17 protein-coding genes are annotated in these 23252 nt (G+C 66.4%); 7 read left to right on the forward strand and 10 right to left on the reverse strand.

The window, feature by feature from the left end; all coding sequences use genetic code 11:
* Positions 1–12: 12 nt before the first annotated feature.
* Entirely contained in the window at positions 13–3999 is a 3987-nt protein-coding gene (gene otsB, locus AB0M74_RS01470) for a trehalose-phosphatase (RefSeq protein WP_364900357.1), read from the reverse strand.
* Between the two features lie 140 nt (positions 4000–4139).
* Here otsB and AB0M74_RS01475 point away from each other — a divergent pair, with 140 nt between their 5' ends.
* Together AB0M74_RS01475 and AB0M74_RS01480 are read left to right on the forward strand one after the other, a co-directional pair.
* The gene (locus AB0M74_RS01475) at positions 4140–5138 is read left to right on the forward strand and encodes an NAD(P)H nitroreductase (protein ID WP_364900358.1); all 999 of its coding nucleotides are present in this window, start codon (positions 4140–4142) and stop codon (positions 5136–5138) included.
* Positions 5139–5225: 87 nt separating this feature from the next.
* The gene (locus AB0M74_RS01480) at positions 5226–5492 is read left to right on the forward strand and encodes a hypothetical protein (protein WP_364900360.1); all 267 of its coding nucleotides are present in this window, start codon (positions 5226–5228) and stop codon (positions 5490–5492) included.
* Between the two features lie 293 nt (positions 5493–5785).
* Here the strand turns inward: AB0M74_RS01480 and AB0M74_RS01485 are convergent, their stop codons facing one another.
* On the reverse strand, positions 5786–6061 hold the full coding sequence (locus AB0M74_RS01485) for a DUF1918 domain-containing protein (RefSeq protein ID WP_364900361.1): 276 nt from the start codon (positions 6059–6061) through the stop codon (positions 5786–5788).
* A 141-nt stretch (positions 6062–6202) separates the two neighbouring features.
* Positions 6203–8488 (reverse strand): heavy metal translocating P-type ATPase, encoded by a 2286-nt coding sequence (locus tag AB0M74_RS01490; protein WP_364900363.1) that lies wholly within the window; start codon positions 8486–8488, stop codon positions 6203–6205.
* Positions 8489–9129: 641 nt separating this feature from the next.
* Here AB0M74_RS01490 and AB0M74_RS01495 point away from each other — a divergent pair.
* Together AB0M74_RS01495 and AB0M74_RS01500 are read left to right on the forward strand one after the other, a co-directional pair.
* A complete protein-coding gene (locus tag AB0M74_RS01495; RefSeq protein ID WP_364900364.1) occupies positions 9130–10653 on the forward strand; it encodes an AAA family ATPase in 1524 nt (507 codons plus the stop codon).
* Between the two features lie 281 nt (positions 10654–10934).
* A complete protein-coding gene (locus tag AB0M74_RS01500) occupies positions 10935–12359 on the forward strand; it encodes a wax ester/triacylglycerol synthase domain-containing protein (protein ID WP_364900366.1) in 1425 nt (474 codons plus the stop codon).
* Between the two features lie 48 nt (positions 12360–12407).
* Here the strand turns inward: AB0M74_RS01500 and AB0M74_RS01505 are convergent, their stop codons facing one another.
* The 6 genes from AB0M74_RS01505 to AB0M74_RS01530 are packed head-to-tail and all read right to left on the reverse strand — an operon-like array spanning position 12408 to position 17407.
* Positions 12408–12890, reverse strand: coding sequence for a hydrogenase maturation protease (locus AB0M74_RS01505; protein ID WP_364900368.1), 483 nt, complete (start codon positions 12888–12890; stop codon positions 12408–12410).
* Positions 12887–14173, reverse strand: coding sequence for a Ni/Fe hydrogenase subunit alpha (locus tag AB0M74_RS01510; RefSeq protein WP_364900370.1), 1287 nt, complete (start codon positions 14171–14173; stop codon positions 12887–12889). The genes AB0M74_RS01505 and AB0M74_RS01510 overlap by 4 nt, the downstream gene beginning before the upstream one ends.
* Positions 14160–14933 carry an oxidoreductase gene (locus AB0M74_RS01515; RefSeq protein WP_364900372.1) on the reverse strand — a complete coding sequence of 258 codons (774 nt, stop codon included), beginning with the start codon at positions 14931–14933 and terminating at the stop codon, positions 14160–14162. Before AB0M74_RS01515 ends, AB0M74_RS01510 begins: the two co-directional genes overlap by 14 nt.
* Positions 14930–15784 carry an FAD/NAD(P)-binding protein gene (locus AB0M74_RS01520; RefSeq protein ID WP_364900373.1) on the reverse strand — a complete coding sequence of 285 codons (855 nt, stop codon included), beginning with the start codon at positions 15782–15784 and terminating at the stop codon, positions 14930–14932. The genes AB0M74_RS01515 and AB0M74_RS01520 overlap by 4 nt, the downstream gene beginning before the upstream one ends.
* Complete coding sequence (locus tag AB0M74_RS01525; RefSeq protein WP_364900375.1) at positions 15781–16290, reverse strand: cyclic nucleotide-binding domain-containing protein; 510 nt, start codon at positions 16288–16290, stop codon at positions 15781–15783. The genes AB0M74_RS01520 and AB0M74_RS01525 overlap by 4 nt, the downstream gene beginning before the upstream one ends.
* Positions 16277–17407, reverse strand: coding sequence for a 4Fe-4S dicluster domain-containing protein (locus AB0M74_RS01530; protein ID WP_364900377.1), 1131 nt, complete (start codon positions 17405–17407; stop codon positions 16277–16279). Before AB0M74_RS01530 ends, AB0M74_RS01525 begins: the two co-directional genes overlap by 14 nt.
* Positions 17408–18163: 756 nt before the next feature.
* On the opposite strand from AB0M74_RS01530, the gene AB0M74_RS01535 reads away from it, so the two are divergent.
* The 3 genes from AB0M74_RS01535 (at position 18164) to AB0M74_RS01545 (ending at position 21806) form a co-directional block, all read left to right on the forward strand.
* Complete coding sequence (locus AB0M74_RS01535) at positions 18164–18445, forward strand: hypothetical protein (protein ID WP_364900379.1); 282 nt, start codon at positions 18164–18166, stop codon at positions 18443–18445.
* Positions 18442–21183, forward strand: coding sequence for a cation-transporting P-type ATPase (locus tag AB0M74_RS01540; protein WP_364900381.1), 2742 nt, complete (start codon positions 18442–18444; stop codon positions 21181–21183). Before AB0M74_RS01535 ends, AB0M74_RS01540 begins: the two co-directional genes overlap by 4 nt.
* Positions 21184–21251: 68 nt before the next feature.
* Positions 21252–21806: a flavodoxin domain-containing protein gene (locus tag AB0M74_RS01545; protein WP_364900383.1), complete on the forward strand. Its 555-nt coding sequence runs from the start codon at positions 21252–21254 to the stop codon at positions 21804–21806.
* 314 nt (positions 21807–22120) lie between these two features.
* On the opposite strand, the gene AB0M74_RS01550 is transcribed toward AB0M74_RS01545, so the two are convergent.
* Positions 22121–23020: a universal stress protein gene (locus AB0M74_RS01550; protein ID WP_364900384.1), complete on the reverse strand. Its 900-nt coding sequence runs from the start codon at positions 23018–23020 to the stop codon at positions 22121–22123.
* Positions 23021–23252 lie beyond the last annotated feature (232 nt).

Here is a 23252-nt window from a genome sequence, read left to right on the forward strand (position 1 = left end):
ACTCGCCCGCGGTCACTCGGTCGGGCTGCCGGTGTTCGTCGGCAGCCGAACCGTGTCCCCCGGCGTCAGACGTGCGATCTGGTCACGACAGCTGATCTCGATCGGCGGCGAGGCACCGGGATCCGAACTGATCTCGACACCTTCGCCGCTGACCCGCACGGTAAGCCGGTGACCGCGATAGATCATGGGGAACGACATGGCGCCCATCGATTCCGGCCAAGACGGGCAGAAGATCAGGCGATCGCCGCGGATCTCCAGGCCGGTGAAGCAACGCTGCAGCAGGTCGACGCTGCCGGCCATGGCGCCGAGGTGAATTCCCTCCGCGGTGGTGCCGCCTTGGATGTCGGCGACATCGGATTCGAGCACAAGGTCGAAGAACTCCACGGCGCGATCACGATTGGCCCGGGCCAGTACCCACGCGTGCACCAGCGCGCTGAGCGTCGAGCCGTGCGAGGTACGCGAGAGGTAGTAGTCGATCGTGCGAGGAATCATCTCACCCGGCAGCTCATAGCCGAGCTGGTCCAGCAACTCGCGAAGTTCGTCGGCCGACAGCAGGTAGAACAGCATCAGCACGTCGGCTTGTTTGGCAGCCCGGTAGCGGTTGACGTCGTCCCCCTCCGCCTCCAGAATCCGATCCAGCCGCTGGATATTGCCGTAGCGCTGCCGGTAGTGGGCCCAATTCAGTTCGGCCAGTTGGTCATACCCGTCGAACTGGCTGATGACTCCGTCATGGAAAGGCACGTACATGTGGTGGGCCACGTCCTGCCAGTGCTGCGGCTGCGACGGCTCCACTGCGAGCGTCTCCAGCAGTTCGGCTCGAGTACGCGGGGCAAGAAGATCCAGAGCGTCGATCGCCCGCAGGATCACCCAGGCCGCCATGACGTTGGTGTAGGCGTTGTTGTCGATACCCGCGCCGGGCGCATGCGGATAGCCGGTATGGAACTCGTCGGGACCGATCACACCGCGGATGGTGTAGCGGCCGCGCTCCGCGTCGTAATCGGCCAGACTCGACCAGAAACGGGCGATTTCCACCAGCAGTTCGGCGCCGCATCCGACGAGGAACTCCAGGTCTCCGGTCACTTGGTAGTACTGCCAGACGTTGTAGGCGATCACGATTCCGATGTGGTGCGCACGGCGACTGGAATCCGGATTCCAGCGCCCCGACAGCGGATTCAGATGCCAGCGCTGACTCTCTTCGCGGCCGTCGCTTCCGGATTGCCACGGGAACATCGCTCCGTTCAGGCCGGCCTCAGCGGCCGCGCGGCGAGCTTCGGGCAGGCGTCGATAGCGGTAGCGCAGCAGCGATCGGGTGATGTCCGGGAAGCGCGGATTCAGTACAGGGAAGACGAAGAGTTCGTCCCAGAACACGTGTCCGCGGTATGCCTCGCCGTGTAGGCCGCGTGCAGGGACGCCCACATCCAGGTCCGTGGTGTGCGGTGACAGAGTTTGCGTCAAGTGCATGAGATGCAGGCGCACGAGGCGTTCCGGGTTCGCTCTTCCGTCGAGGTCGATTCGCAGCCGTGCCCATAAATGCTTCCATGCGACGGCATGGCCCTCGAACAGGTCGGAGTAGCCGCCAGTGGTCTCGAGCCAGCGGGCAGCCTGCTCGCCGGGTTCCGCGGCGGCGTTGTCGTGTCCGGTGAAGACTGTGACTATCTTCTCCAGGGTCAACGGAGCCCCGGCGGCAATGTCGACGGTGAAGTCGTGCCCGATCAACCCGTCTCGATCGATCAAGTCGCTGGTCGTGTAGATCCGGTGTGCGCCCCGTCGCAAGGTGCTGCGCGTCGCCACTGCCACCGGTATGCCCGACGGGTCGGTACGCACCGCGACCAGCACCGAATCGTCCGACAGCGGCACCCCCCGTTCCATCACCAAGTGGGTGTCCGAGAGTTCGCGATAGCGCTCGACCAGCCGATTATGCACGCTGCCGTCGATCGCCGAACGGACGGTCAGTTTCCCCGACCAGTTCTCGGCCGTGATCATCGTCGCCAGCGCGCCCAGGTGCGGCCGGTGCATGGCGACGAACCGGCGTTGGGTCACCGCGGTGATTCGTCCCGTGGTGTCGCGGAAGCGGAACTGTCGTACGAGTTCGGCTCTGCGCAGATCCAATCGCTGTTGGTATTCGAGCAGTTCTGCGGCATCGAGGTCGAACCAGTCACCGTGCTCGATCCGGAAGGTCACAGGCAGCCAATTGGGCAGATTCACCAGGCTTTCGTTGTCGATGACGTGCCCCGCGATCTCATCGTGCAGCCGGTTGAACACCCCTGCGACATAAGTGCCGGGATAGTGGACCACTCCAGCCACGCATTCCGGTGCCGCGCCGCGGGTGGCGAAATAGCCGTTGCCCACCGTGCATAGCGATTCGCGGAGCTTTTCGCGCGCCGGCTCGTAGCCGTCGAAGGTGAGCGTCCACGATTCCGGCACTCCCGCACGGGTTCCGGCATGCAGCAACTGCACCAGCCACTCCAGGAAGTCGCGAACCTGCCGCGGTCCGGCCACCGCGAACCGAGCCGCGGTGTGCCTGTCGCCGGTCTCGTCGTGGCGCACCACGATGCCCAGCCCGTCGGATTCGACGGCATCGAAGGCGTCTTCGTCGGTCACGTCGTCCCCGAGATAGATCGGCAGCACCGGGAAGGTGAGGTGCTCCAGGATCCACCGCAGTGCGGTGCCCTTGTCCCAGTCCACATCCGGCCGCAGCTCGACGACCCGACGGCCATGGGTCACGCGCAAGCCGGCCACCCGGCCGGCTTCGTGTACCGCTGCGACCACCCCATTGACATCCTCGGCTGCGACATTGCGGTGATGGACGGCCACCGCGAATCGCTTGTGCTCGACCAGAACTCCTGGAACATCCCGCAATCGACGCCGCAGTTCGCCGGCCGCCACAGCGAGTGTCTTCTCGGCGCCGGGCGCGGCGTCGTGCACGTGACGGGTGCCGTCGGGGGCCATCAGCTCGAAGCCGTGACTGCCCGCGTACCAGATTCCGCTGACGCCGACGCTGTTGCGCAGGTCGGTCAGATCACGTCCACTGATGACCGCGACGGGGCATTGCGCGGCAAGTTCCGCCAGTGCCGCGGCCGCGCCGTCGACCGGCTTGGCGTCGGCGGGGTCGGCGACGATATCGGCCAAGGTGCCGTCGAAATCCAGTAGCACCGCCAGTTTCTCGGTGCTCAGCAGATCGGCGATAGTCGGCCGGCAATCGATGACATCCGAAAGTTCCGACATCCGCCGAAAGCCTCCGCGCAACCGCACCCGGCAGAGGTCATCGACGACGGCGTCGGCTCCTCGTACCAGTAGTCGATCCGCGTTCGCCTTCCGGTCGACCCCGATGACCAGCGCGAAGCCCCCGCTTCGACCGGCCGCTACGCCCGCCTCGGCATCCTCTACGACCACCGTCCGATCGGGTTCGGCCGCCAGTCGGCGCGCGGTCTCGACCAACATCGCCGGATCGGGTTTTCCTGGTAGGCGCAACTCCTCGGCATCGTTCCCATCCACCCGCACCGCGAACAAATCGGCGACGCCGGCGGCAGTGAGCACCTGCGGGCAGTGCCGACTGGCAGAGAACACGCCGGTGCCGATTCCCGCGGCGTTCAGTTTGCGAACGAGGTCGGCGGTAGAGGCGAACGCCCGGACACCCTCGCGCGCAAGGCGATCTAGGAATAGGCGATCCTTTCGGTTACCGAGCCCGCACACCGTTTCGGCCGTCTCCGGATCAGCGGCGGTGCCCCAAACCAGGGTGATACCTCGTGCGGCGAGAAAGTCCGCCACGCCCCGATAACGGGGTTTGCCGTCCACGAAGCGCAGATAGTCGGTTTCGGTGAACGGTGACCGGTCCTGCCCGGCGCTCGCCGGACGCCCGGTCAGAAAGTCGTCGAACAGTTCCGCCCACGCCGCGGCGTGCATCGACGCGGTGTCGGTGACCACCCCGTCCATATCGAAGATCACCGCGTCGTGGCGGCGTGAATCAATCTGCGGCGCTCCCGGCTCACCGTTGCCCACATCCTCCAGCCTGAACAGGTGGATCCGTCCTGTCCAGGGACAAAGGTCCGCGACAGCCGCCAGACTTAGGGGCCACCAGGGAAAAGATCCGGGACCATCGACTCCTCCTCAGTCGGCGTGGCAGACATACGGTCAGCGATATGAACCAGCTACCCACCGGAGAAACCATCGAGAAGGCCGTCCTGCTCGCCGGCCGGGCGCCGTCGCTGCACAACAGCCAGCCCTGGCACTGGACATTCGACGGTCACGCGCTGCTGCTGTTTGCCGTGCCAGAACGCAGACTCCCAGCGACCGACACTTCCGGGCGCCAGATGCTGATCAGTTGCGGTATCGCGCTGGGACATCTTCGCGCAGCTATGGCTGCGGCGGGTTGGCGTATTCTCGTCGCAGGCTTCCCCAACCCGAACCGTCGCGATCATTTGGCCACCGTCACGTTCCATCCGGCCCGCCTTGTGACCGATGCCGACCGCGCCCGTGCCGATGCCATCCTGCGCCGGCACACCGACCGGCTGCCATTCGCGGGTCCCGCCGACTGGTCCGATTTCGAGACCGTATTGCGTAGCACGTTCGATCCGGCCGACGCCCACCTCGATGTGCTCCGCGATGACAGCCGGCCCACTTTGGCCCGTGCGTCGCAGATGACTGCCTCCCTGCGCCGCTATGACGCCGACTATCACGCCGAACTCCAGTGGTGGACCGGCCACGTCGTCGGCAACGCCGGCATCCCCCGCGAGGCACTCGTCTCCGCGGAGGAACGTCAGCGAGTCGACGTAAGCCGCCAGTTCCCCCCAACCACCGGTGATCCGCGTCGAAGTGAGGCGACCGCCGACCATTCGGTGATACTCGTGCTGTCCACCGACGGTGACACCCCCGGCGAACTGGTGCGCTGCGGTGAGGTGCTGTCCACGGTGTTGCTGGAATGCACCCTCGCCGGATTCGCCACGTGCCCGCTGACTCACGTCATCGAAGTCCCGCAAAGCCGTGCTCTTGTCCGCACGCTGATCGATCGCTCCGGCTTGCCGCAAGCGCTGATCCGTGTCGGCACAGCACCCGAAGCCACGCAGAACGCTCCGGAGACGCCGCGCCGCCCGCTCGCCGAAATCCTCGATATGCCCGCTTCCGCCGACCAGGTGGACTGAGGCCCATCGACATCGGGGACATTCGCCCCCCACTTACGGGTAGCAGTGCCCTCGTGCCAGACCAACCGCTCGAACATGCTATGTGTTATGTCGGCAAGTCCCTCCCCCCTACCCTCACCCGACGGTGCACCAGACCCAGATATCGCACCGCTAGCGGTTCCCGCGGTGGTGCTCGCGTCGATCATGCTGATCGGGATGCTCGTCACGCTCGTTGTGTTCCTGCCCGATTGGGCACGCGACTACGGCGCGATCTCGGTGTACCTCGCTGTCTTGATCTACGTCGGTCTCGCGGTCCGGCTCTTGTGGTGGGGCTCGGCAATCCTGCGTGCCCGTGTGGTGGATTCCGAGGAATAGGGAGTCATGAAGCACGTCGCGGCAGCACTCGCCGGCCGCCGCGAGAGCGACAGCGTCTACGGCACCAGAAAGGTCTGGTTGCGACTCGGCCATGATTGAATCCGCGTCGCCCGGCCGGGGGGCGGCTCATGCGCGAGCTCGGACTGTGAGGGGCGGTGCGCGGCAAGGTCGAACGCACCACCATCGCCGACCCGGCCGTGCCCAGGCCGGCCGGAGTACGCACCCGCTGGGACGGGACGAGATCCCGCTCGATGTGTTCCAACGACACGAGGGATTTCCAGTCGGGCGGTTCCTCACATTCCGGCGGGCTCGGGGGCGCGCCGGCCCGGGTAGTGCTTCGAGGAGAGGTGTGCCGACGCGACCTCTTCTTGCGCACGCAGCTCATCGCTGGTGACCACATGTGCGTCCGGGCCGGGGAATGTGAGTGCCCGGTGCCCGGTGTCGGTCCAATGCACCAGGAAAGGTGGCGCCCCGTCCTTGCCGTGCACCTGCTCGATGAGACCGTGCCGGACTGCACCGCCAACGTTGCGCCCCTCGACTATCAGCCAGTTCCCTGCTTCCGCATGCATAAGAAGTCCACCTCCTTCTGGTCGAATTCCATCGTCGCGACGAGCGTGAAAGGACGGTAGGGCCATTGGTCGCTGAGCGCGATGGCATACGGCACGGCAGTGGGGATACACCACGCCCGGCCACCTGCTGGCCGTCCACTCTCATCGCGAGTTCGTCGCAGTGGGCTCGACCGGGTTGTGCGCCAACGTGAACAGCGCTTCGTCCTCCTGTGCGAAATGCAGACTGAGGATTGCGTCCAGCCCGTAGAGGGTGGCTCGCAGATCGTCGATCTGGTCGGCGTGGATTCCCTCCGGGGAGTCGTCGAGGTGGCGACGGATCCGCTGAACGAGCCGTTCGATCTCGGTATGCTCGCGACTCATCGTCACCATTGCCTCCGGGTCCCGCAGATACGCCGCCAGCGCCGGATACAGTTCGGACTCCTCGGCATGCTCGTGCGGCAGGATGTGCTCGACGAGGAGATCGAATGCGCGCCGTACCGCAGCGTCGGTACCCACGCCAGGCCCTTGTGACAGAGCGTCGGCGGCCTGCCGGACGGAGGCACGCGCGGCATGCAGCCCGCCGTGCTCGCGCGTGAAGCGAGCCACCAGCGGGTCGATCGCAGCTGTGGGGCGTCCACGATGAATTCGCAAGGCCCGCAACGCGTTCAGAATCACGGCGACGTCGATGCCCTCCTGTAGCAGTGCGCCGGCGGCCGGTGCAAGCAACCCGAAGGCGGCGGCGATCATCGCCGCCAGCGACAGCGCCATGCCCGCGGTCGCGCTCTGCACGGCCAACCGATGCGACCGCTGCGCTACCTCGACCGCATCTGCGAGCCGATCGATGCGGTCGTCCACGATCACAGCATCGGCTGCCTGCACTGCGGCCGTCGACCCGCGCGATCCGAGGGCGACGCCGACGTCGGCTGCCGCGAGCGCTGGGGCGTCGTTCACGCCGTCGCCGACCATCACGGTCACACCGTCGCGGCGTTCCGCTCGGATGGCCGCGATCTTATCGGCGGGGTCGGCGTCTGCGATTACCTCGGTGAGTCCCAGCAAATGCGCCACCTCGGCAGCATTCTCGACTCGGTCGCCGGTGAGCATGAGCAACCGCTTCAGCCCCGCGGATCGCAGCCGACGCATCGTCCGCGCGGCGTCCGCGCGGATACGGTCGCGCACCAGCAGCGCCACCACTGGCACATCGTCGACACACACCCAGACCAGGGCAGCCAGATCGAGTCGCGCCCGCCGCAACGCTGCCTGCGCCCAAGGCTCGGGATCGGTGTTCGCAGGCAGCCGCCCGACCCGCACTGCACGACCGTCCACGATCCCTGTCGCTCCCGCGCCGGGCCGCTCCGTGACATTCTGCGCCGTCGGCGGTTTCAGTCCGCGTGCCGCGGCCGCGGCGGTGACGGCGCGCGCGAGCACATGCGGTGAGAACATCTCCACCGCCGCGGCCTGGCATAACACCTGGTCGACTTCGGCATCGGGCGCGGTGAGAATGTCGATCACCTCGGGCCGCCCCACGGTGACTGTGCCGGTCTTGTCCATCGCCAGGCACCGTGCGCGCCCCAGGGTCTCGAGCGCGGCTCCGTCCTTGACCACGACACCTGCTCGCGCCGCGCGCGACATTCCTGCCGTGATCGCGACCGGCACCGCCAGCAGCAGTGGACAGGGTGTCGCGGTGACAACTACCGCGACCGCGCGCACCGGGTCCCCGGTGCCCAACCAGGCGGCTGCGGCGACTGTCAGCGCCAAGGGCAGGAACCACACTGCGACCCGATCCGCCAGGCGCGCCAGCGGCGCCGCCGCGGCCGCTGCCTGCCGCGCGAGCGTCACAATTCCCGCATAAGTACTGGTCTCCACCGTCGCCGAGGCCCGGATATCCGCGGCCGCACCGGCATTCACCACACCACTGCGGACCTCCGTGCTCGCGCGGCGCACCACCGGGACCGACTCTCCGGTCAGCGCTGATTCGTCGAACACCCCCGCAGTGGCGAGTACTCCGTCCACGGGCACCGTCTCACCGGGCAGCACGACCACGACATCCCCCGGTGCGATCGTCGTGGCCGCGACGGTCTCGATGCCGTCGCGGCGGCGACGATGTGCCTGCGCCGGCGCCCGTTGTAGCAACGCGGACAAGTCGCGCCCGGCGCGGCGGCCCGCATACGCCTCCAACACCCGACCGGTGGCCACCATCAGCGCGATCAGCGCTCCCGCGAAGTACTCTCCGACAGCGGCGGCGCCTGTCAGCGCCACCAGCGCGAGCAGATCAGCGCCATAACGTCGCTGCCGCAGGTCCGTCAGCACCGAGACTGCCGCAGGAAAGAACGTCGCCACGGTCGCGGCCAGCCACAACACATCGGCGCCCATCTCACTGAACGGGCGCGCCGCGAGCCCTATCGCGACCAGCGCGCCGGTGCTGGATGCGAGGGCGACCTCACGAGCCATTCCGCCGCCGCCCCGCGGCCTGTCGCCTGCCGAGTCGATATCACGTCCTGATCGAATTGGTGGATCAGCGACGTCGGACGGCAGTTTCATAAGCCACCTCCGATCACGCAGTGACACCTCCGCCGTAACCAGTGTGCTGCGAGCGCGATTACAACGGCCGAAAATAGCTCCGCGAACCCAGCCGTGGCGTGAGGGACCCGCAATCTCGACAGGAGCAGTTCGGTATCCAGCCTGCACACCGCTCAGAAGGCACGACAGATCCACTGGTCGGTCCTCGGACGGGACATTGGTCGCATAGTGACCTGACAAACGGCCCCAGCGTCCTCCCGAACAGTCGATGGCACCGCCGCGCAGGATGAGCTCCGAGAAGCTGCCGCTCTGCATGGACGCCGACTGACCTGTGGCCCGCTGCTCGGCCCGGTTCAGCTCATGATTGCCTTCGACGGTCACGGACCGCGCCCGCAACGCCACCGACCGGGGCTCTGTCGACCCGATAGCGTGAGCCGGCTGGTGACCTTGGTAGCTCGATGGTAGGGCGCTTGTCCTCCATCTTCTCGAGACGAAACCTGCGAAGCTGGCGGTGCCGGGACGGTCGGCCGGCGGACCCGGTAACGGGCCAGATCTGCGAGAGGGGTGCCCGCATGCTCGATGACTCGGCCCTGCTGAGTGGTGACCGTATGAGCCGCGCCGACCAACCGCTCGCGCAACTGCGCGAGACGCACACAGGCCTGGTTGTGCTGTGCGGGGACCGCGCCTACAAGGCGAAGAAACCGGTTGTGACGGACTTCCTCGACTTCGGCACGCCGGAGAAGCGCGAGCTGGCGTGCGTCCGGGAGCTCGAGCTCAACCGGCGTCTCGCGCCAGACGTCTACCTCGGTCTCGCACATCTGACGGATCCCGAGGGTGGTGCCGATGAACCGCTGGTCGTGATGCGCCGGATGCCGGACGCTCTGCGGCTATCCGTCCTGCTCGAGGACCGGACGCGAGGAGCGGTCGATGTGACTGCGCTGGCAAAGATTCTGGCCGTCTTTCACAACGGGGCGCGGCGCGACGCCGATATCGGACGTGCCGGAACCCCGGGACAGCTGCGGCGCCGCTGGCACACGTTGCTGCACCCCCTCCGCGATCATCCGCAAGAACCGGTCGATCCACAGGCTTTGGCCTGCACCGAAGATCTGGCCATGCGTTACATCGACGGCCGCGCCCAGCTGCTTGAGGAGCGGATCGCGGAAGGTCGCATCATCGACGGCCACGGGGATCTGCTGGCCGAAGATATTTTCGTTCTGCCCGACGGCTTCCGGATCCTGGACTGCCTCGACTTCGATGACGAGTTGCGGTACGTCGACGGCCTCGACGATGCCGCCTTCCTGGCGATGGACCTGGAGTTCCTCGGTCACCCAGAAGAAGGCCACAGATTCCTGACCGACTACCTGCGCGCGGCGGGCGATGCCCCACCGGCCTCGCTGCGACACCATTACATCGCCTATCGGGCGATGGTCCGGGCCAAGACCGATCACATCCGAGCAGGGCAGGGCGATCCGAATGCGGCCGGGCATGCGAGGAGGCATATCGAGCTAGCGGTCGACCACCTCGAGGATGGCGCCGTTCGTCTCGCGCTCGTCGGCGGTCTTCCCGGCACCGGAAAGTCCACGGTCGCTGCCGGTTTGGCGGCTTCGACGGGCGCCGACCTCATTTCCAGCGATAGGGTGCGCTCTGCTCTGCGTGCCGCTGGAGCGATCACTGGAACCTCCGGCACGTTCGGCGCAGGCGCCTACCAGCCCGCCGCGAAGGCACTCGTGTATTCGCGGCTGCTGACCCGGGCACGAGATCGTCTCGAGCGCGGGATGTCGGTAATACTCGACGCGAGCTGGATCGATGCGGAACAACGGGCCCAGGCCGCCACCCTGGCCGACCGAACCAGCAGCGATCTCATATCGCTGCGATGTGTCTGCCCCGGGCCTCTCGCGACCGAGCGGATCGACGCAAGGCGCCGAGGTGACTCGGAGGCGACGCCGGCAATCGCGGACGCATTGACCGCCACCGCGTCGCCGTGGCCCGAGGCGGTCGTGCTCGATACCACCCGGCCGATCGACGACTCGGTCAACGCGGCGCGGCAGGTTTGGCGTGACCTGATCGTCCGGGAAGCCCCGCCCCATCAGCCGTAGGTGTGCACCTTCGGCGGACTGATCGCCGTACAGGCGCGTGACAACTTCATCAGCCACCGGAAGCTCGCCCGCAGGCCGCCTCGGCGGGCGCAGGCCATGGCTGCGGCGGTCGGCGGCGAGCAGAGGACAAATGGCCTCCCCATTGGGGTCTTCGTGATCGGTTGCCGCTGGAGGGGAACGTGCACACTGACAGATATGGACACCGCCCAGGACGGCGGCGAGATACCTGATCGACAGCGAAGCGGTTCGAGGTAGTACGGAGTATTCGAAGGCAACACACGATGGACCCCAGTCAGTCCCATATGTCGCAGTCGGACCAGTTCTCGTGGAACATGGAGCGGGATCCGGTGCTGCGGTCGACGATAGTCTCGATCCTGACCCTCGATAGCGATCCGGACTGGGATCGCCTGGTGCGCACGATCGATCGCGGCACCCGCATCGTGCCGAGGTTGCGGGACCGGCTGGTGACCGTGCCGTTCGGTCTCGCACCACCCCGGTGGGAACCCGATTCGGAGTTCGATCTGTCCTGGCATCTGCGGCGTGGCGCGCTACCTGCGCCGGGGACGCTGTCCACCGTGCTCGAGTTCGCCCGCACCGAGGCCATGACCGCGTTCGATCCGGCCAGGCCGCTGTGGCGATCGACGTTGCTGAGCGGATTGGATGGCGCCGGTTGCGCGCTGGTCTTGACGGTGCACCACAGTCTTACCGATGGAGTCGGTGGTATTCGGATCGCCACCGGAGTGCTCGACTTCGATCGTGCGGGCACAGACCGTCGCCAACCGCCCGAGCCCCCGATGGATCGCAGCGGCGGGATACGCGACATCATGGCGTGGAACTGGGCCGTGGGCTCGAAGCTGCTCCATGGCGGTCTCACTGCGGCACTACCGACCGCGTGGCACACCGTTACGCACCCGAGGCGGGCAGTACGTGACGGCTTCGGACTCGCCACCTCCTTCGTCCGTTTGGCTCGGCCGGTCACCGCAACGTTGTCGCCGGTGATGACCGCGCGAAGTCTCGGTCGGCGACTGGCGGTGCTCGATGTTCCCGTCGAACAACTCCGTCGCTGCGCGCACGCCACGGGATGCACGATCAACGATGCGTTCCTGGCCGCGGTGGTCATCGGGCTGCGCATCTACCACGCTCGGCACGCCGCGGCAGTCGAGCGGCTGCGGGTGACCATGCCGATCAGTCTCCGCGTCGCCGATGATCCGCTCGGCGGCAACCGAATCACCCTCGCTCGCTTCGCGTTACCGGTCGATATCGACGACGTCGCGGACTTGATGCGTGCGCTGAGGGCCATCGTCGACCGTTGGCGCCACGAACCGTCGATACCGCTGTCCAATGTCGTCGCGGCCACACTCAATCAGTTGCCGGTCGGATTGCTCACCGAGATGCTCAAACATGTCGACTTCGTCGCCTCCAACGTCCCGGGTTCTCCGGTCCCCCTCTATCTGGCCGGAGCGCGGATCGACCGGATGTACTCCTTCGGCCCCACTATCGGCACGGCCGTCAATGTAACGCTGACCTCGCATGCCGGAACGTGCTACATCGGAATCAACACGGACACCGCCGCGATCCCGGACCTCACGACTCTGACCGAAAGTCTCGCGACAGGCTTCGAAACCGTGCTCCGCCTCGGTGATGAACCGGCACCGCCGGACGGGGCCGACCTGACTACCGAAACATTGCCGTCCACCCAGTCGTGACCACTCCCCTCAGCGACCGTCTCGGTCACCACCGCCATCGCTCGACATTCAGGGTTCGGTCGTCGGCTCGGCTCCACGCTCCAACTCCGTCAGCACCGCCTCGACCGCCCGCGGTACGGCCGCCGCGACCGATTCGGACAAGCCGACGCCGTAATCGAGGCGAGCCGCCTCGACAGCGAGGACGACCAGCTTGTCCGGGAACTTGCCGAGAGCGCAGCCCAGCGGCAACGCGTCCGAGATCCCGAGGGAGTGAGTGCTGGCGGTAGTGGTGGTGGTGCGACCGAGCGCGTCGAGGTCGGTGCGCCGGATCCGGCCTGGAGTGGCGGGCTCGCACAGGATGGCATCGATGATCACAGCGAGGTCGGCGCCGGCCCACAAGTCCAGAAGACCTGCGGGTTCACCATCGGACACAGCTACGAAAACACCTGGTATGAACAGCTTTTCGACGCAAGAGGCGACGGCGGGACCGATTCCGTCGTCGCGACGGTACGCGTTGCCGACGCCGATGACAACCGCCCACGGCACGGTCATCGACGTACCACATCGATGTTCAGGAAGTGCGCCGAACAGGAGATGCAGGGATCGTAGTTGCGGATGGTGCGTTCGCACAGCGTGGTGAGCGCGGCATCGTCGAGGTCGAGATTGTTCGCGACGACCTGGCGCAGGTCGTCCTCGATGGCGGCTTGGTTCTGAGATGTCGGTGGGATGATCGTGGCCGAGCGCACGATCCCCTCTTCGACTTCGTAACGGTGGTAGAGCAGTCCGCGCGGCGCCTCGCTGACGCCGTGGCCGGTTCCGGCGCGGGGCTCGACGGGAACCGCTGCGCGGGGCGGCCGTCGGTAGTCGGCGATGAGTCTGAGCGCCTCCTCGATGGCGTACACGACTTCGACCGCGCGCACCAAGATGCTGCGAAACGGATTACGGCATTCGTGGCCGAGCCCGATCTCCGCCGCGATCTGCCGTGCGGTCGGCGAGAGTTGCTGATAGTTCAGGGTGTATCGCGCCAGTGGCCCGGTCAGGTACGGTCTGCCATCGAGCGTCGCGTGTAAGGCGGTCGAGTGGGGCACCTGTCGCTCGACCACGTGGCCAGGAAACTCGGCCGCCAAGAACCGCATCCCGGTGCTGGTGCGGACCTCGCCCCCGTCGATGGCGTATCTGTCCGGTTCGGTCGCGGCGAGGAGTTCATATTCGAGCTCCAGGTCGGGGAAGTCGAAGCCTGCCACCTTGCGGGCGGTGTTCACGGCCAAATCGTGGGCATGACGCAGGCGCTCGGCCACCAGCGCGAAGTCGGCTGATTCGGGAACCGAATAGAAACCTCCGACCTTCACGTTGATGGGATGGATCGCCCGGCCGCCGAGGAGCTCGAGCAGACTGTTGCCGGCTTTCTTCACCGCCAGCCCCTGTTCGACGAGTTCGCGGTGGTCAGCAGCGAGTGTGATCGCGTCCGGGTAGCCGAGAAAGTCGGGGATGTGCAGCAGATACATGTGCAGGGCATGGCTGGAGATCCATTCGCCGCAGTACAACAACCGTCGCAGGTCTGCCAAGGGCTCGTCGAGCTCGACTCCGCAAAGCTGCTCGAGTGCATTGCAGGCGCTGGTCTGGTATGCCACCGGGCAGATGCCGCAAATGCGGGAGGTGATATCGGGTGGTTCGGTGTAGGCGCGCCCGCGCAGGAATGCCTCGAAAAACCGTGGTGGCTCGTAGATGTTCAGCTCCGCGCGCTCGACTCGGCCCTCCGAGATCACGATGTGGAGAGCGCCTTCGCCTTCCACCCTGGCCAGCGAGCCGACCTTCAATTGCCTACGTTGACTCATCGCGGCTCCTCTGCGCGAACTCGGGCGCGGCCGCGGCGTAGGTCGTGAACACCCGGTCGACGTCGTCGGCGGACATACCGTTGACGCGCAGGATGGGAAGCAGCGCATGGATATTCGGCTTTGCCATCGGGCCGAAGCACCCGTAGCAGCCGCGATGGTAGGCCGGACACAACGCACCGCATCCGGCCTGGGTAACCGGGCCCAGACAGGGAATTCCCTCAGCGACGGTGACGCAGGTGGTTCCGCGCCGTTTGCACTCGGTGCAGACACTGGTATTGGGGATATCGGGCCTGCGGCCGGCCAAGAACGCGCACAGGGTGTCGATCAGTTGGCGGCGGTCGATCGGGCAGCCGCGCAGCTCGAAATCTACCGGCACGTGCGTCGAAATCGCGGTGGAGGTGGACAGCGTGGCGATGTGCTCCGGGCTGGCGTAGACCACCGAGGTGAATTCTCTGACGTCGGCGAAATTGCGCAGCGCCTGAATACCGCCGTGGGTGGCGCATGCTCCGATCGTGACCAGAATCCTGGATTGCTCACGGATCTCGGCTATCCGGTGCAGCTCTTCCTCGGTGGTGATCGAACCTTCCACCAGTGATACGTCGTACGGTCCGGGCTCGGCGACGCTGGAGGCTTCCGTGAAGTGTGTGATGCGGACCCGGCCCGCGAGGGTGAGCAACTCGTCCTCGCAGTCGAGCAAGGTGAGCTGGCAGCCGTCACAGGAGGTGAACTTCCAGACCGCGAGTGTCGGTGTCTTCGTCATAGTTCCCTCACCGCCAGTAGTGGTTCGGCCACCGCGTAATCGGTGATCGGGCCGTCTCGGCACAGCAGCAGCGGGCCGAGCTGGCAATGGCCGCATCGCGCCACGCCGCACTGCATATTGCGCTCCAGCGATACTCGGATGCCGGTGCCCGGGATTCCTTTGCGCAGCAAGGTCTGAGCGCAGAAACGCATCATCGGCTCCGGCCCGCACAGGAATGCCGTAGTGCGGCCGGGGTCGAGATTCAGATGTGCCAGTGGCTCGGTGACAAAGCCGATCCGGCCCGACCAGCCCGGTGCCGAGTGGTCGACGGTCTGATGTAGTTCGATCGAACCAGTCGTTCTCCACCGCTTTTGGTCGTGGCGGAAAAGGATGTCCGCCGGGGTCCGCGCCCCGGTGACGACGACAATCCGGCGGTAGTCGTCGCGGGCGGCGAGCGCGCCGAGCACCACCGACCGTAATGGTGCCAGACCGACCCCGCCACCGACGATGACGAGGTCTCCAGCCACCGCCGACTCCAGATCCCATCCTGTGCCGAATGGTCCACGAACACCGACCAACCCGCCGATCTCGGTGTCGTGCAGCGCGCCGCTCACCGCGCCGACCGCCCGGATCGTGTGCTCCAGGATGTCGTCGTGTGCCGCGGGGTTTCCGCTGATCGAGATCGCGATCTCACCCACCCCGAAGCTGTAGAGCATCATGAATTGCCCGGCCCGAAATTGCTGTGCCACCCGTCGTACCGGTTCCAGTATCAAGGTCACGGTGTCGTGGGTCTGGGGTGTCCGGCCGACAACTCGGTAGGGCAGCATCGTGTCGCCGTCCGATGTCGGGTTGGCCTGCATCGCGACGCTCATCGACCACCTCGCTCGGTTACTGTGCGAGAGCTATCGGTGGTGCACTTTTCGGCCGGATTTCGGTACAGGTCCAGCAGCCTGGCCCGGGTCGCCTGCAGGCGTTCCAGCAGCGCCTCGAACAGCACCAGCGTCAGCGCACGACCGAATCGCGGATCCGCGTCGCCGAACCGGATCAGCACCGCCGAATCGAATTCGATAGCGTCCACTGGTTCGGCGGTCACCGCCCCGAAATGCCACCGATAGGGCGGCACCAGCCACGACCAGCCGAGCACGTCACCGCTGTCCAGAGTCTGGAGGACGACGTCGCCTTGCCCCGGCACATGCGCGTCCAAGAGTATCCGGCCGTGACGGATCAACCAGCACCGGTCCGCCGGTCGTCCTTCCTGGATCACCCGGTGCCGAGCGGGGAACGACACGTCGCGCCCGGCCCTGGCCAGCGTGTTCCGCTCGTCCTTACTCAGGGCGGCCAGGCGCGCGAACGCGGACAAATCGTCAACGGTCGGCATCGTCGGCTTCCTTGGCCAATTCGGCCAGCCGGGCAACCTCCGCGGTCAGATCGATCTCCGCCGGGCACCACGCGATACACCGTCCGCAGCCGACGCATCCCGAACTGTCGAACTGGTCGTACCAGGTGCCGAGTTTGTGGCTGAGCCACTGCCGGTATCGACTTTCGCCGGATTGCCGCACGCTGCCGCCATGTGTAAAGGAGAAGTCCAATTCGAAGCACGATGACCACCGCTCCCACCGTTGCGCATGATCGCCGGTGAGGTCGGTAACGTCCTCGGTGGTGGTGCAGAAACAAGTGGGGCACACCATGGTGCAGTTGCCGCAGGTCAGGCAGCGGCTCGCGACGTCTTGCCAGTGCGGCGATTCCCGGGAATCGCGAACCAGTGCACGGATATCGACGTCGGGCATCGCGCGGCCCATCCGGTCGGCCGCCGCCGACACCGCCGCGCGTGCCTGGACGATCTCCTCCGCATCGGCCGGACGCGCGGTGAGCTCGGCGAGGACATGTGCGCCGTCTTCGCTGCCCACCTCGACCAGGAACCGATGGCCCCCGGCGTCGACACACTCGGTCAGAGCGAGATCGTAGGCGGCGGTCACTCCCGGCCCGGTGCCCATGGATACGCAGAAACACACTCCGCCCGGCTCGGTGCAGTTCACCGCGACGATAAACAGGTCTTTGCGGCGGGCGGTGAACGAGGCGTCGGGATGTGCCCCGCCACCGAGCACTCGCCCGAGGATCGCGATCGAAGCCAGGTCGCAGCCGCGGACGCCGAGAAACGCCGAGCGGACCGGCACATCCTCGATCGGTTTCGGCTCCAGATCCGGCCCGGTCTCCAGCACCTTGCGGCGCGGCGCGTGCAGGAACTGCTTCCAGGATCCGGGCCCGGCCGAATGCGCGAATACCGTGTCGTCGTCGCGGCGATGGAGCCGATAGCGACCGGGCGCGGTCTCCACACCCCACCCCGCGGGCAGCTGAGTTCCGGAGTCCAGTTCGTCCAGCACGATCGCGCTGTCGCGAACCTGTGGACCGATGACTCGGTATCCGTTCTCGCGCAGCACATCAACTAGGCGATCCAGACCAGCGCGATCGATTATCACAGTGTCGCCAGGCATCATCGAACCCTTGTTCGGTCGGGTAGAGCCGTCCGATTTCGAGTCTGGTCGGGGACCGGCGCCGTGACGAGGGACGAAGGTCCCGGATCGCGATGGCCGATGCCATCGGTGCGGCTATCGGCTCGACACGCCGTCACCGACGTCCGAGTTGTGGCTCGACCAGTGCTGAATCACCAGTACTGGCAGGAGATTCGCGACGGCCTCGAGCCTTCCGGCATCCGGGTTTGTCATGTCGTGCTCCATGCAGACCGCGCAGAACTCACCCGGCGCAACGATGCTGACAGCGCTCAGCGTCGAAGCCGGCGCGCGCCAGTGGCGACTCACTCGATCCGCTCGCTGCGGCCAACACCCTGCGAGGGGCGGATTTCGGCATTGAGAGCGGCTCCGATGCCCGGCAGTGACGTCAAATTTCACCGTCACGATCGTCCCGATCCGCCAGCACGCGACGCGTGAATTCATCGACAATCGGCGTCAGAATTCACTCGCACAACCACTCTGGGATTGTGTCCTTGGATGTGCCCATATCGCGGCCGTCGTCGCCCGGGCCTGGAAATTACCGCGAGGTTGCGATCCGACGGCTTGTGGCCGAGAGGCGTTGACAAAGGGTAGCGAATCCGCGCAGTAACTCGGGGAGGAGGTCGTCGGCCCTCTCCCCCTGTCGTTTCCGGGTCGGGTGCCCACCATGGCGGGGACCTTTGCCCCTGTGCAGCGGCACGGGCGCGGCGCACGCTCATCCCCAGACGAACCGAGGAGGCGGCAATGGAGTACTGGGTGGGCCCGGTCGCGTCGGCACCGGAAACGGTGCTGCGGCGGGAGATCCGGCCGAACCGGAATCTGCTCGGCGAGGACATCGTCGAGGAATTCGGGAACCGGCCCGAATCGCACAACACGCCGGATCGACCAGCGCCGACGATCATGTTCCACCAGGGGCCACCTGCAGACGAGTCGACAGCGGTGGAATTCGGCGTGCTGGTCGAGCTGGCGCCCACACGCGGTCCGAGTTCCGGAGCACAGGTGGTCGTGATGCCGGGAACCCTGTGACGGACCTCGTCCGACCCGAATCCGAATTACGGATCGATCCCACTGAGCGGATCGACCTGCTGCTGCGCGATCTGCGCGGGGCCCGCTCCGGGTTGACTGCCAGGGAGGCCGAGCGGCGTCTGGTCCATTACGGACCGAACGTGCTGTGTCGCCGGGGTCGCCACAGCTGGCGGCGGGAACTGGCTCACCAGTTCACCCATCCCCTCGCGCTACTGCTGTGGGCAGCAGCCGGTTTGGCCGCGGCCGTCGGCATCGTCCCGGTGGCCATCGCGATTGTGGTCGTCATCGTGATCAACGCCGCGTTCGCATTCGCCCAGGAACGGCACGCTGAGCAGGCGGTTGAGGCATTGGCCGCCTACCTACCCATGCGAGCGAACATTGTCCGCGACCGACGGGCCATCGAAATCGACGCGACGGATGTGGTGCCCGGAGATGTCCTGATCATCGCGGAGGGCGACCGGATCTGCGCGGATGCGCGACTGCTCGAGGGCGGCATCGAAGTGGACCTGTCGGAACTGACCGGGGAGTCGATGCCGGTCTACCGCAGCGCCGACGCGATCGACGCCGGAGTTCCGCTGGCACAGGCGCGCGACCTGGTCTTCAGCGGCACTTCCTGTACCGAGGGCGAGGCCCGCGCAATCGTTTTCGCCACCGGGATGCACACCGAACTCGGCCGCATCGCCGCATTATCGGAGCGCGTCGATCGGGACGAGAGTCCCCTCGAACACCAAGTGCGCCGCGTCGCCTGGTTGATCGCGTTGATCTCCGTTCTGCTCGCGGCAGCCTTCATCCCGCTCGCGATGCTCGGAGCAGGGTTGTCTCCGATCAACTCCGTGATCTTCGCGGTCGGACTTTTGGTGGGCAATGTCCCGGAGGGGCTGCTGCCGGTGATCACGCTGGCGCTGGCGCTCGGTGTGCGGGAACTGGCGCGCCGCGGCGCAGTGGTCAAACGCCTCAGCGCCGTAGAGACCCTCGGCGCCACCGATGTGATCTGCACAGACAAGACCGGCACGCTCACCGAGAACCGCATGCGGGTCGTCGTGATCGACACCGCGACTGGATCCCACGACCCGACCGCGGTGCCGGCACCGCACGATCCGACCCTGACCTGCGTGTCGAAAGCGATGAATGCCTGCAGCAACGCCCGGCTGGACGACAAGGCCGGACCTGCTCTCGGCGACCCGACAGAACTGGCGCTTCTCGCCGCGGCCGCCGCCTTGGGTGAGCGAGTCGACAGCGACAGCCGACAGCGCTCGCGGCGACGCCTGTTCCATTTCGATCCGGTGCGCAAGCGTATGTCGACGGTCGATGCCGCCGAGACCGGCCGGCTGCGAGTACACGCCAAGGGCGCCCCGGAATCGGTGCTGCCGCTCTGCACCGCGGAACTCTGCGCCGACGGCACCACCCGGCCGCTGACGTCACAGCGCCACGGCCAACTCGCCGAGCTAGTCGATGTGCGGGCGAGGCAGGGCTTACGAGTGCTGGCGGCGGCAGCGCGCGACATACCTGATACAACCGCACCGCAGACCCGAGAGCAGGCCGAGCAGGATCTGGTCCTGCTCGGCCTGGTGGCCATGGAGGACCCTCCTCGCGCCGAGGTCGCCGATGCCGTGCGACTGTGCCACGAGGCGCATATCCGCATCATCGTCATCACCGGCGACCACGGGCTGACCGCGGCGGCCGTCGCCGCCGAGATCGGCATCACGCACGGGACGCCGACCGTGATCACCGGCGCGGAACTGGAGCAGATGGGCGAAAACGAACTCGATAAGCTGCTGTCCGGACCAGCCGAACTCATCTTCGCCCGTTCCTCGCCGGAGGCCAAACTGCGCGTCGCCGACGCGCTGCGGGCCGCCGGGCATGTCGTTGCGATGACGGGTGACGGCGTCAACGACGCGCCCGCTCTGAGGCGCGCCGACATCGGAGTGGCGATGGGCCGGTCCGGGACCGACGTGGCGCGTGAGGCCGCGACCATGGTGTTGACCGATGACAACTTCGCGACCATCACCGCAGCGATCCAAGCTGGGCGGCGGGTGTACGACAACATCCGCAAGTTCATCTGCTACATCTTCGCCCACGCCACCCCGGAGGTGACACCGTTGCTGGTGTTCGCGCTGTCCGGGGGTGCCGTTCCCCTGCCGCTGACCGTCATGCAACTGCTAGCGTTCGACGTCGGCACCGAGACCCTTCCCGCACTTGCGCTCGGACGGGAAGCAGCCGAACCCGGTCTGATGCAGCGGCCGCCCCGCACGCGCAGCGAGTCCGTGATCCGCACGCCGATGCTGCTACGAGCATGGCTGTTTCTGGGAGTTATAGCGGCGGCGCTTGCCATGGCAGGGTTCTTTTTCGTGCTGGTGAGCGGTGGCTGGCATCCGGGTGCGCCCACCGGGCCCGGTTCGCCGCTGCATCACACCTACCAGCAGGCGACCACGATGACTTTCTTCGGCATGATCACCGGCCAGATCGGCACAGCCTTCGCCGCCCGCACCGACCGGGCATCGCTGCGCTCGATCGGCGTCCTGTCCAATCCTTTGCTGCTGTGGGGGATTGCCTTCGAACTCGGCCTTGCCGCGGTGATCATCTACGTTCCACCTGTCCAGGACCTGCTGGGGACGGCCGCGCTCACACCGTCCATGCTCGCGTTCACCTTGCCGTACCCGCTCATCGTCTGGGGCGCCGACGAAGCGCGGCGCTGGCTACTACGTCGCCGCGCGGGCCGCCCAGCAGACCAGCGGTGACCATGGGCCCGGCCGCGTGGGCACGAGTCCTCTCATCTAGCCGACTGCACGCGAGGACGCTTCTTTGCATGACACACGAACATCGCCGCATCGCGGTCGTCTACGCGACCGAACAGGGATCGACCCGCGACATCGCCGAATTCATCGCCAACGAACTGGCGGGCCGCGAGACAACCGTCGAGCTCGCCGATATCGACCACGCCCCCGACTCGTCCCGTTTCGACACCCTTGTGCTGGGCAGCGCCATGCACAACATGGATTTCCTGCCGGCCGCTGTCGACTACATGCACGCACACCACGACGAGCTCGTCCACCGTCAGGTCTGGCTCTTCAGCGTCGGACTCGGCCCCTCCCTGCGGGGGCCCATCGGCCGTCGCGTCGGCCGAATCGTCCCGAAGAAGATTGCCGCGCTGCGCGATTCGATCGTCGCGCGCGACTACCGTGCGTTCGCGGGTCGCTACGACCGCGCCGGTGTTTCGCTGCGTGCTCGCGTTCAATACCGGCTGCTGGGCGGTGGCCGCTACGGGGATCTGCGGGACTGGGCCGCGATCCGAGCCTGGACCGACAACATCGCCCACAGTCTGCGGCTACCACCGGCCCGCTCGACCACAATCCATCCGTGAAATGGCGCTGGCCATGAGCTTTCACCGGGATCCGCTCGTGCCCGCGGTCCCTACCGCGCACAAGTGGCTGCGCGCCATCACCGAGGCACTCGCCACCGACGACCGTGCCGACTGCGCAGTGGAGCCGTGAGATGCGAAAGTAACCACGTGGCGTGACAGTGGTCGAACATTGCGATCTCCGGTCCGAGTTGTCAGTGATCACGCCCGGACCAACCGACATACCGAAGCGTCCGGGCAAAGTCGGACATCAGTACTGCACGGCCCGTATCGGAACTGCCACGCTGGCCTTGCTCTGACATCGATGTCGCCCGCGCTCAACGCTCACGCACGACGATCATCGGGCACTCCACCGAATGCAGCAGCGCGGCGCTGGTGGATCCGAGCAAGATGCCGGCGAATCCGCCACGGCCGTGGCTGCCCACCACGACCAGCTGAGCACCTTCTGATTCATCGAGCAGCGAGCGAACCGGCATGTCGCGCACCAGCACACGCCGCACCGACACATCCGGGTACCGTTCGCCGAAACCGGCAAGCCGCTCTGCCAGCACTGCATCCTCGTGCTCTCTTACGGCATCCCAGCCGGGCAAAAGATCGATCCCGCTCGAATCACTCCACGCGTGCAGCGCGACCAGTCCGACTTTGCGTCGCGACGCCTCCTCGAAGGCGAGTTCGGTGGCGGGCACGCTGTTAGCGGTGCCATCCACGCCGACAAGCACCGGTTTACCCGACGAGAAGGCGTCGGTCGCCGAAGTCGAGTGCACCACCGCCACCGGGCAGTGTGCATGCCGGGTGACCGCCATACTCACAGAGCCGAGAAGACCTCGGCGGAACGCGCCGAGTCCACGGCTGCCCACAACCAACGTTCTGGCCTGTCGGGAGCGGTCGATCAAGTAGGGAGTGATCTGCTCCAGGTTCAACTCGGTGCTGATGGCAGGCGCCTCACCCACCGCCGCTGCCCTGGCCACCCGCTCGGCCTCCGCGAGCACCCGCTCGCCATCCTTGCGCAACCACTCCACATCGGCTTCGGTCGGCATGGGACCGAGGCCGATGCCGGACCGGATGGCGACGGAGGTAACGATGTGCAACCGGCAGCGGTGCACCGCGGCGTCCACAGCCGCCCACGCCACCGCGTGGTACGAAGTGGCCGAACCGTCGACGGCGGCCACTATGGGCTGATTCGTCCGCCCAGCTGATGCGGTCAGTTTTTCGGTCATGATGTCCTCCTCGGGTCCCGTTACCTCATTCCGTGTCCCCTGCCGATCGACCTGTTGACCGACCCTTACCGGGACTCCATCGAACACTGCGGATCCAGCCCGGAAACTATCCGATGGCCAGGAGTAGATCCATTGCGCCGCAGCATATTTCAGTCAGAGCGACATGGCCGAATACAATTCCGGACCAGATCGCATCGGAGATGGGAGATGGCACCTCCGCGGCCGCGATCGC

It is taken from the genome of Nocardia sp. NPDC051463, from assembly GCF_040681975.1.
Taxonomy (GTDB): domain Bacteria; phylum Actinomycetota; class Actinomycetes; order Mycobacteriales; family Mycobacteriaceae; genus Nocardia.

Excerpts from the sequence above, each read along its gene's own strand:
- AB0M74_RS01525 (WP_364900375.1), bottom strand. The coding sequence starts at position 16,290 with ATGCCGACCGTTGACGATTTGTCCGCGTTCGCGCGCCTGGCCGCCCTG.
- AB0M74_RS01475 (WP_364900358.1), top strand. The coding sequence starts at position 4,140 with ATGAACCAGCTACCCACCGGAGAAACCATCGAGAAGGCCGTCCTGCTC.
- AB0M74_RS01545 (WP_364900383.1), top strand. The coding sequence starts at position 21,252 with ATGACACACGAACATCGCCGCATCGCGGTCGTCTACGCGACCGAACAG.
- AB0M74_RS01520 (WP_364900373.1), bottom strand. The coding sequence starts at position 15,784 with ATGAGCGTCGCGATGCAGGCCAACCCGACATCGGACGGCGACACGATG.
- AB0M74_RS01550 (WP_364900384.1), bottom strand. The coding sequence starts at position 23,020 with ATGACCGAAAAACTGACCGCATCAGCTGGGCGGACGAATCAGCCCATA.
- AB0M74_RS01510 (WP_364900370.1), bottom strand. The coding sequence starts at position 14,173 with ATGAGTCAACGTAGGCAATTGAAGGTCGGCTCGCTGGCCAGGGTGGAA.
- AB0M74_RS01530 (WP_364900377.1), bottom strand. The coding sequence starts at position 17,407 with ATGATGCCTGGCGACACTGTGATAATCGATCGCGCTGGTCTGGATCGC.
- AB0M74_RS01515 (WP_364900372.1), bottom strand. The coding sequence starts at position 14,933 with ATGACGAAGACACCGACACTCGCGGTCTGGAAGTTCACCTCCTGTGAC.
- AB0M74_RS01490 (WP_364900363.1), bottom strand. The coding sequence starts at position 8,488 with ATGGCTCGTGAGGTCGCCCTCGCATCCAGCACCGGCGCGCTGGTCGCG.
- AB0M74_RS01505 (WP_364900368.1), bottom strand. The coding sequence starts at position 12,890 with ATGACCGTGCCGTGGGCGGTTGTCATCGGCGTCGGCAACGCGTACCGT.
- AB0M74_RS01480 (WP_364900360.1), top strand. The coding sequence starts at position 5,226 with ATGTCGGCAAGTCCCTCCCCCCTACCCTCACCCGACGGTGCACCAGAC.
- AB0M74_RS01495 (WP_364900364.1), top strand. The coding sequence starts at position 9,130 with ATGCTCGATGACTCGGCCCTGCTGAGTGGTGACCGTATGAGCCGCGCC.
- AB0M74_RS01485 (WP_364900361.1), bottom strand. The coding sequence starts at position 6,061 with ATGCATGCGGAAGCAGGGAACTGGCTGATAGTCGAGGGGCGCAACGTT.
- AB0M74_RS01535 (WP_364900379.1), top strand. The coding sequence starts at position 18,164 with ATGGAGTACTGGGTGGGCCCGGTCGCGTCGGCACCGGAAACGGTGCTG.
- AB0M74_RS01500 (WP_364900366.1), top strand. The coding sequence starts at position 10,935 with ATGGACCCCAGTCAGTCCCATATGTCGCAGTCGGACCAGTTCTCGTGG.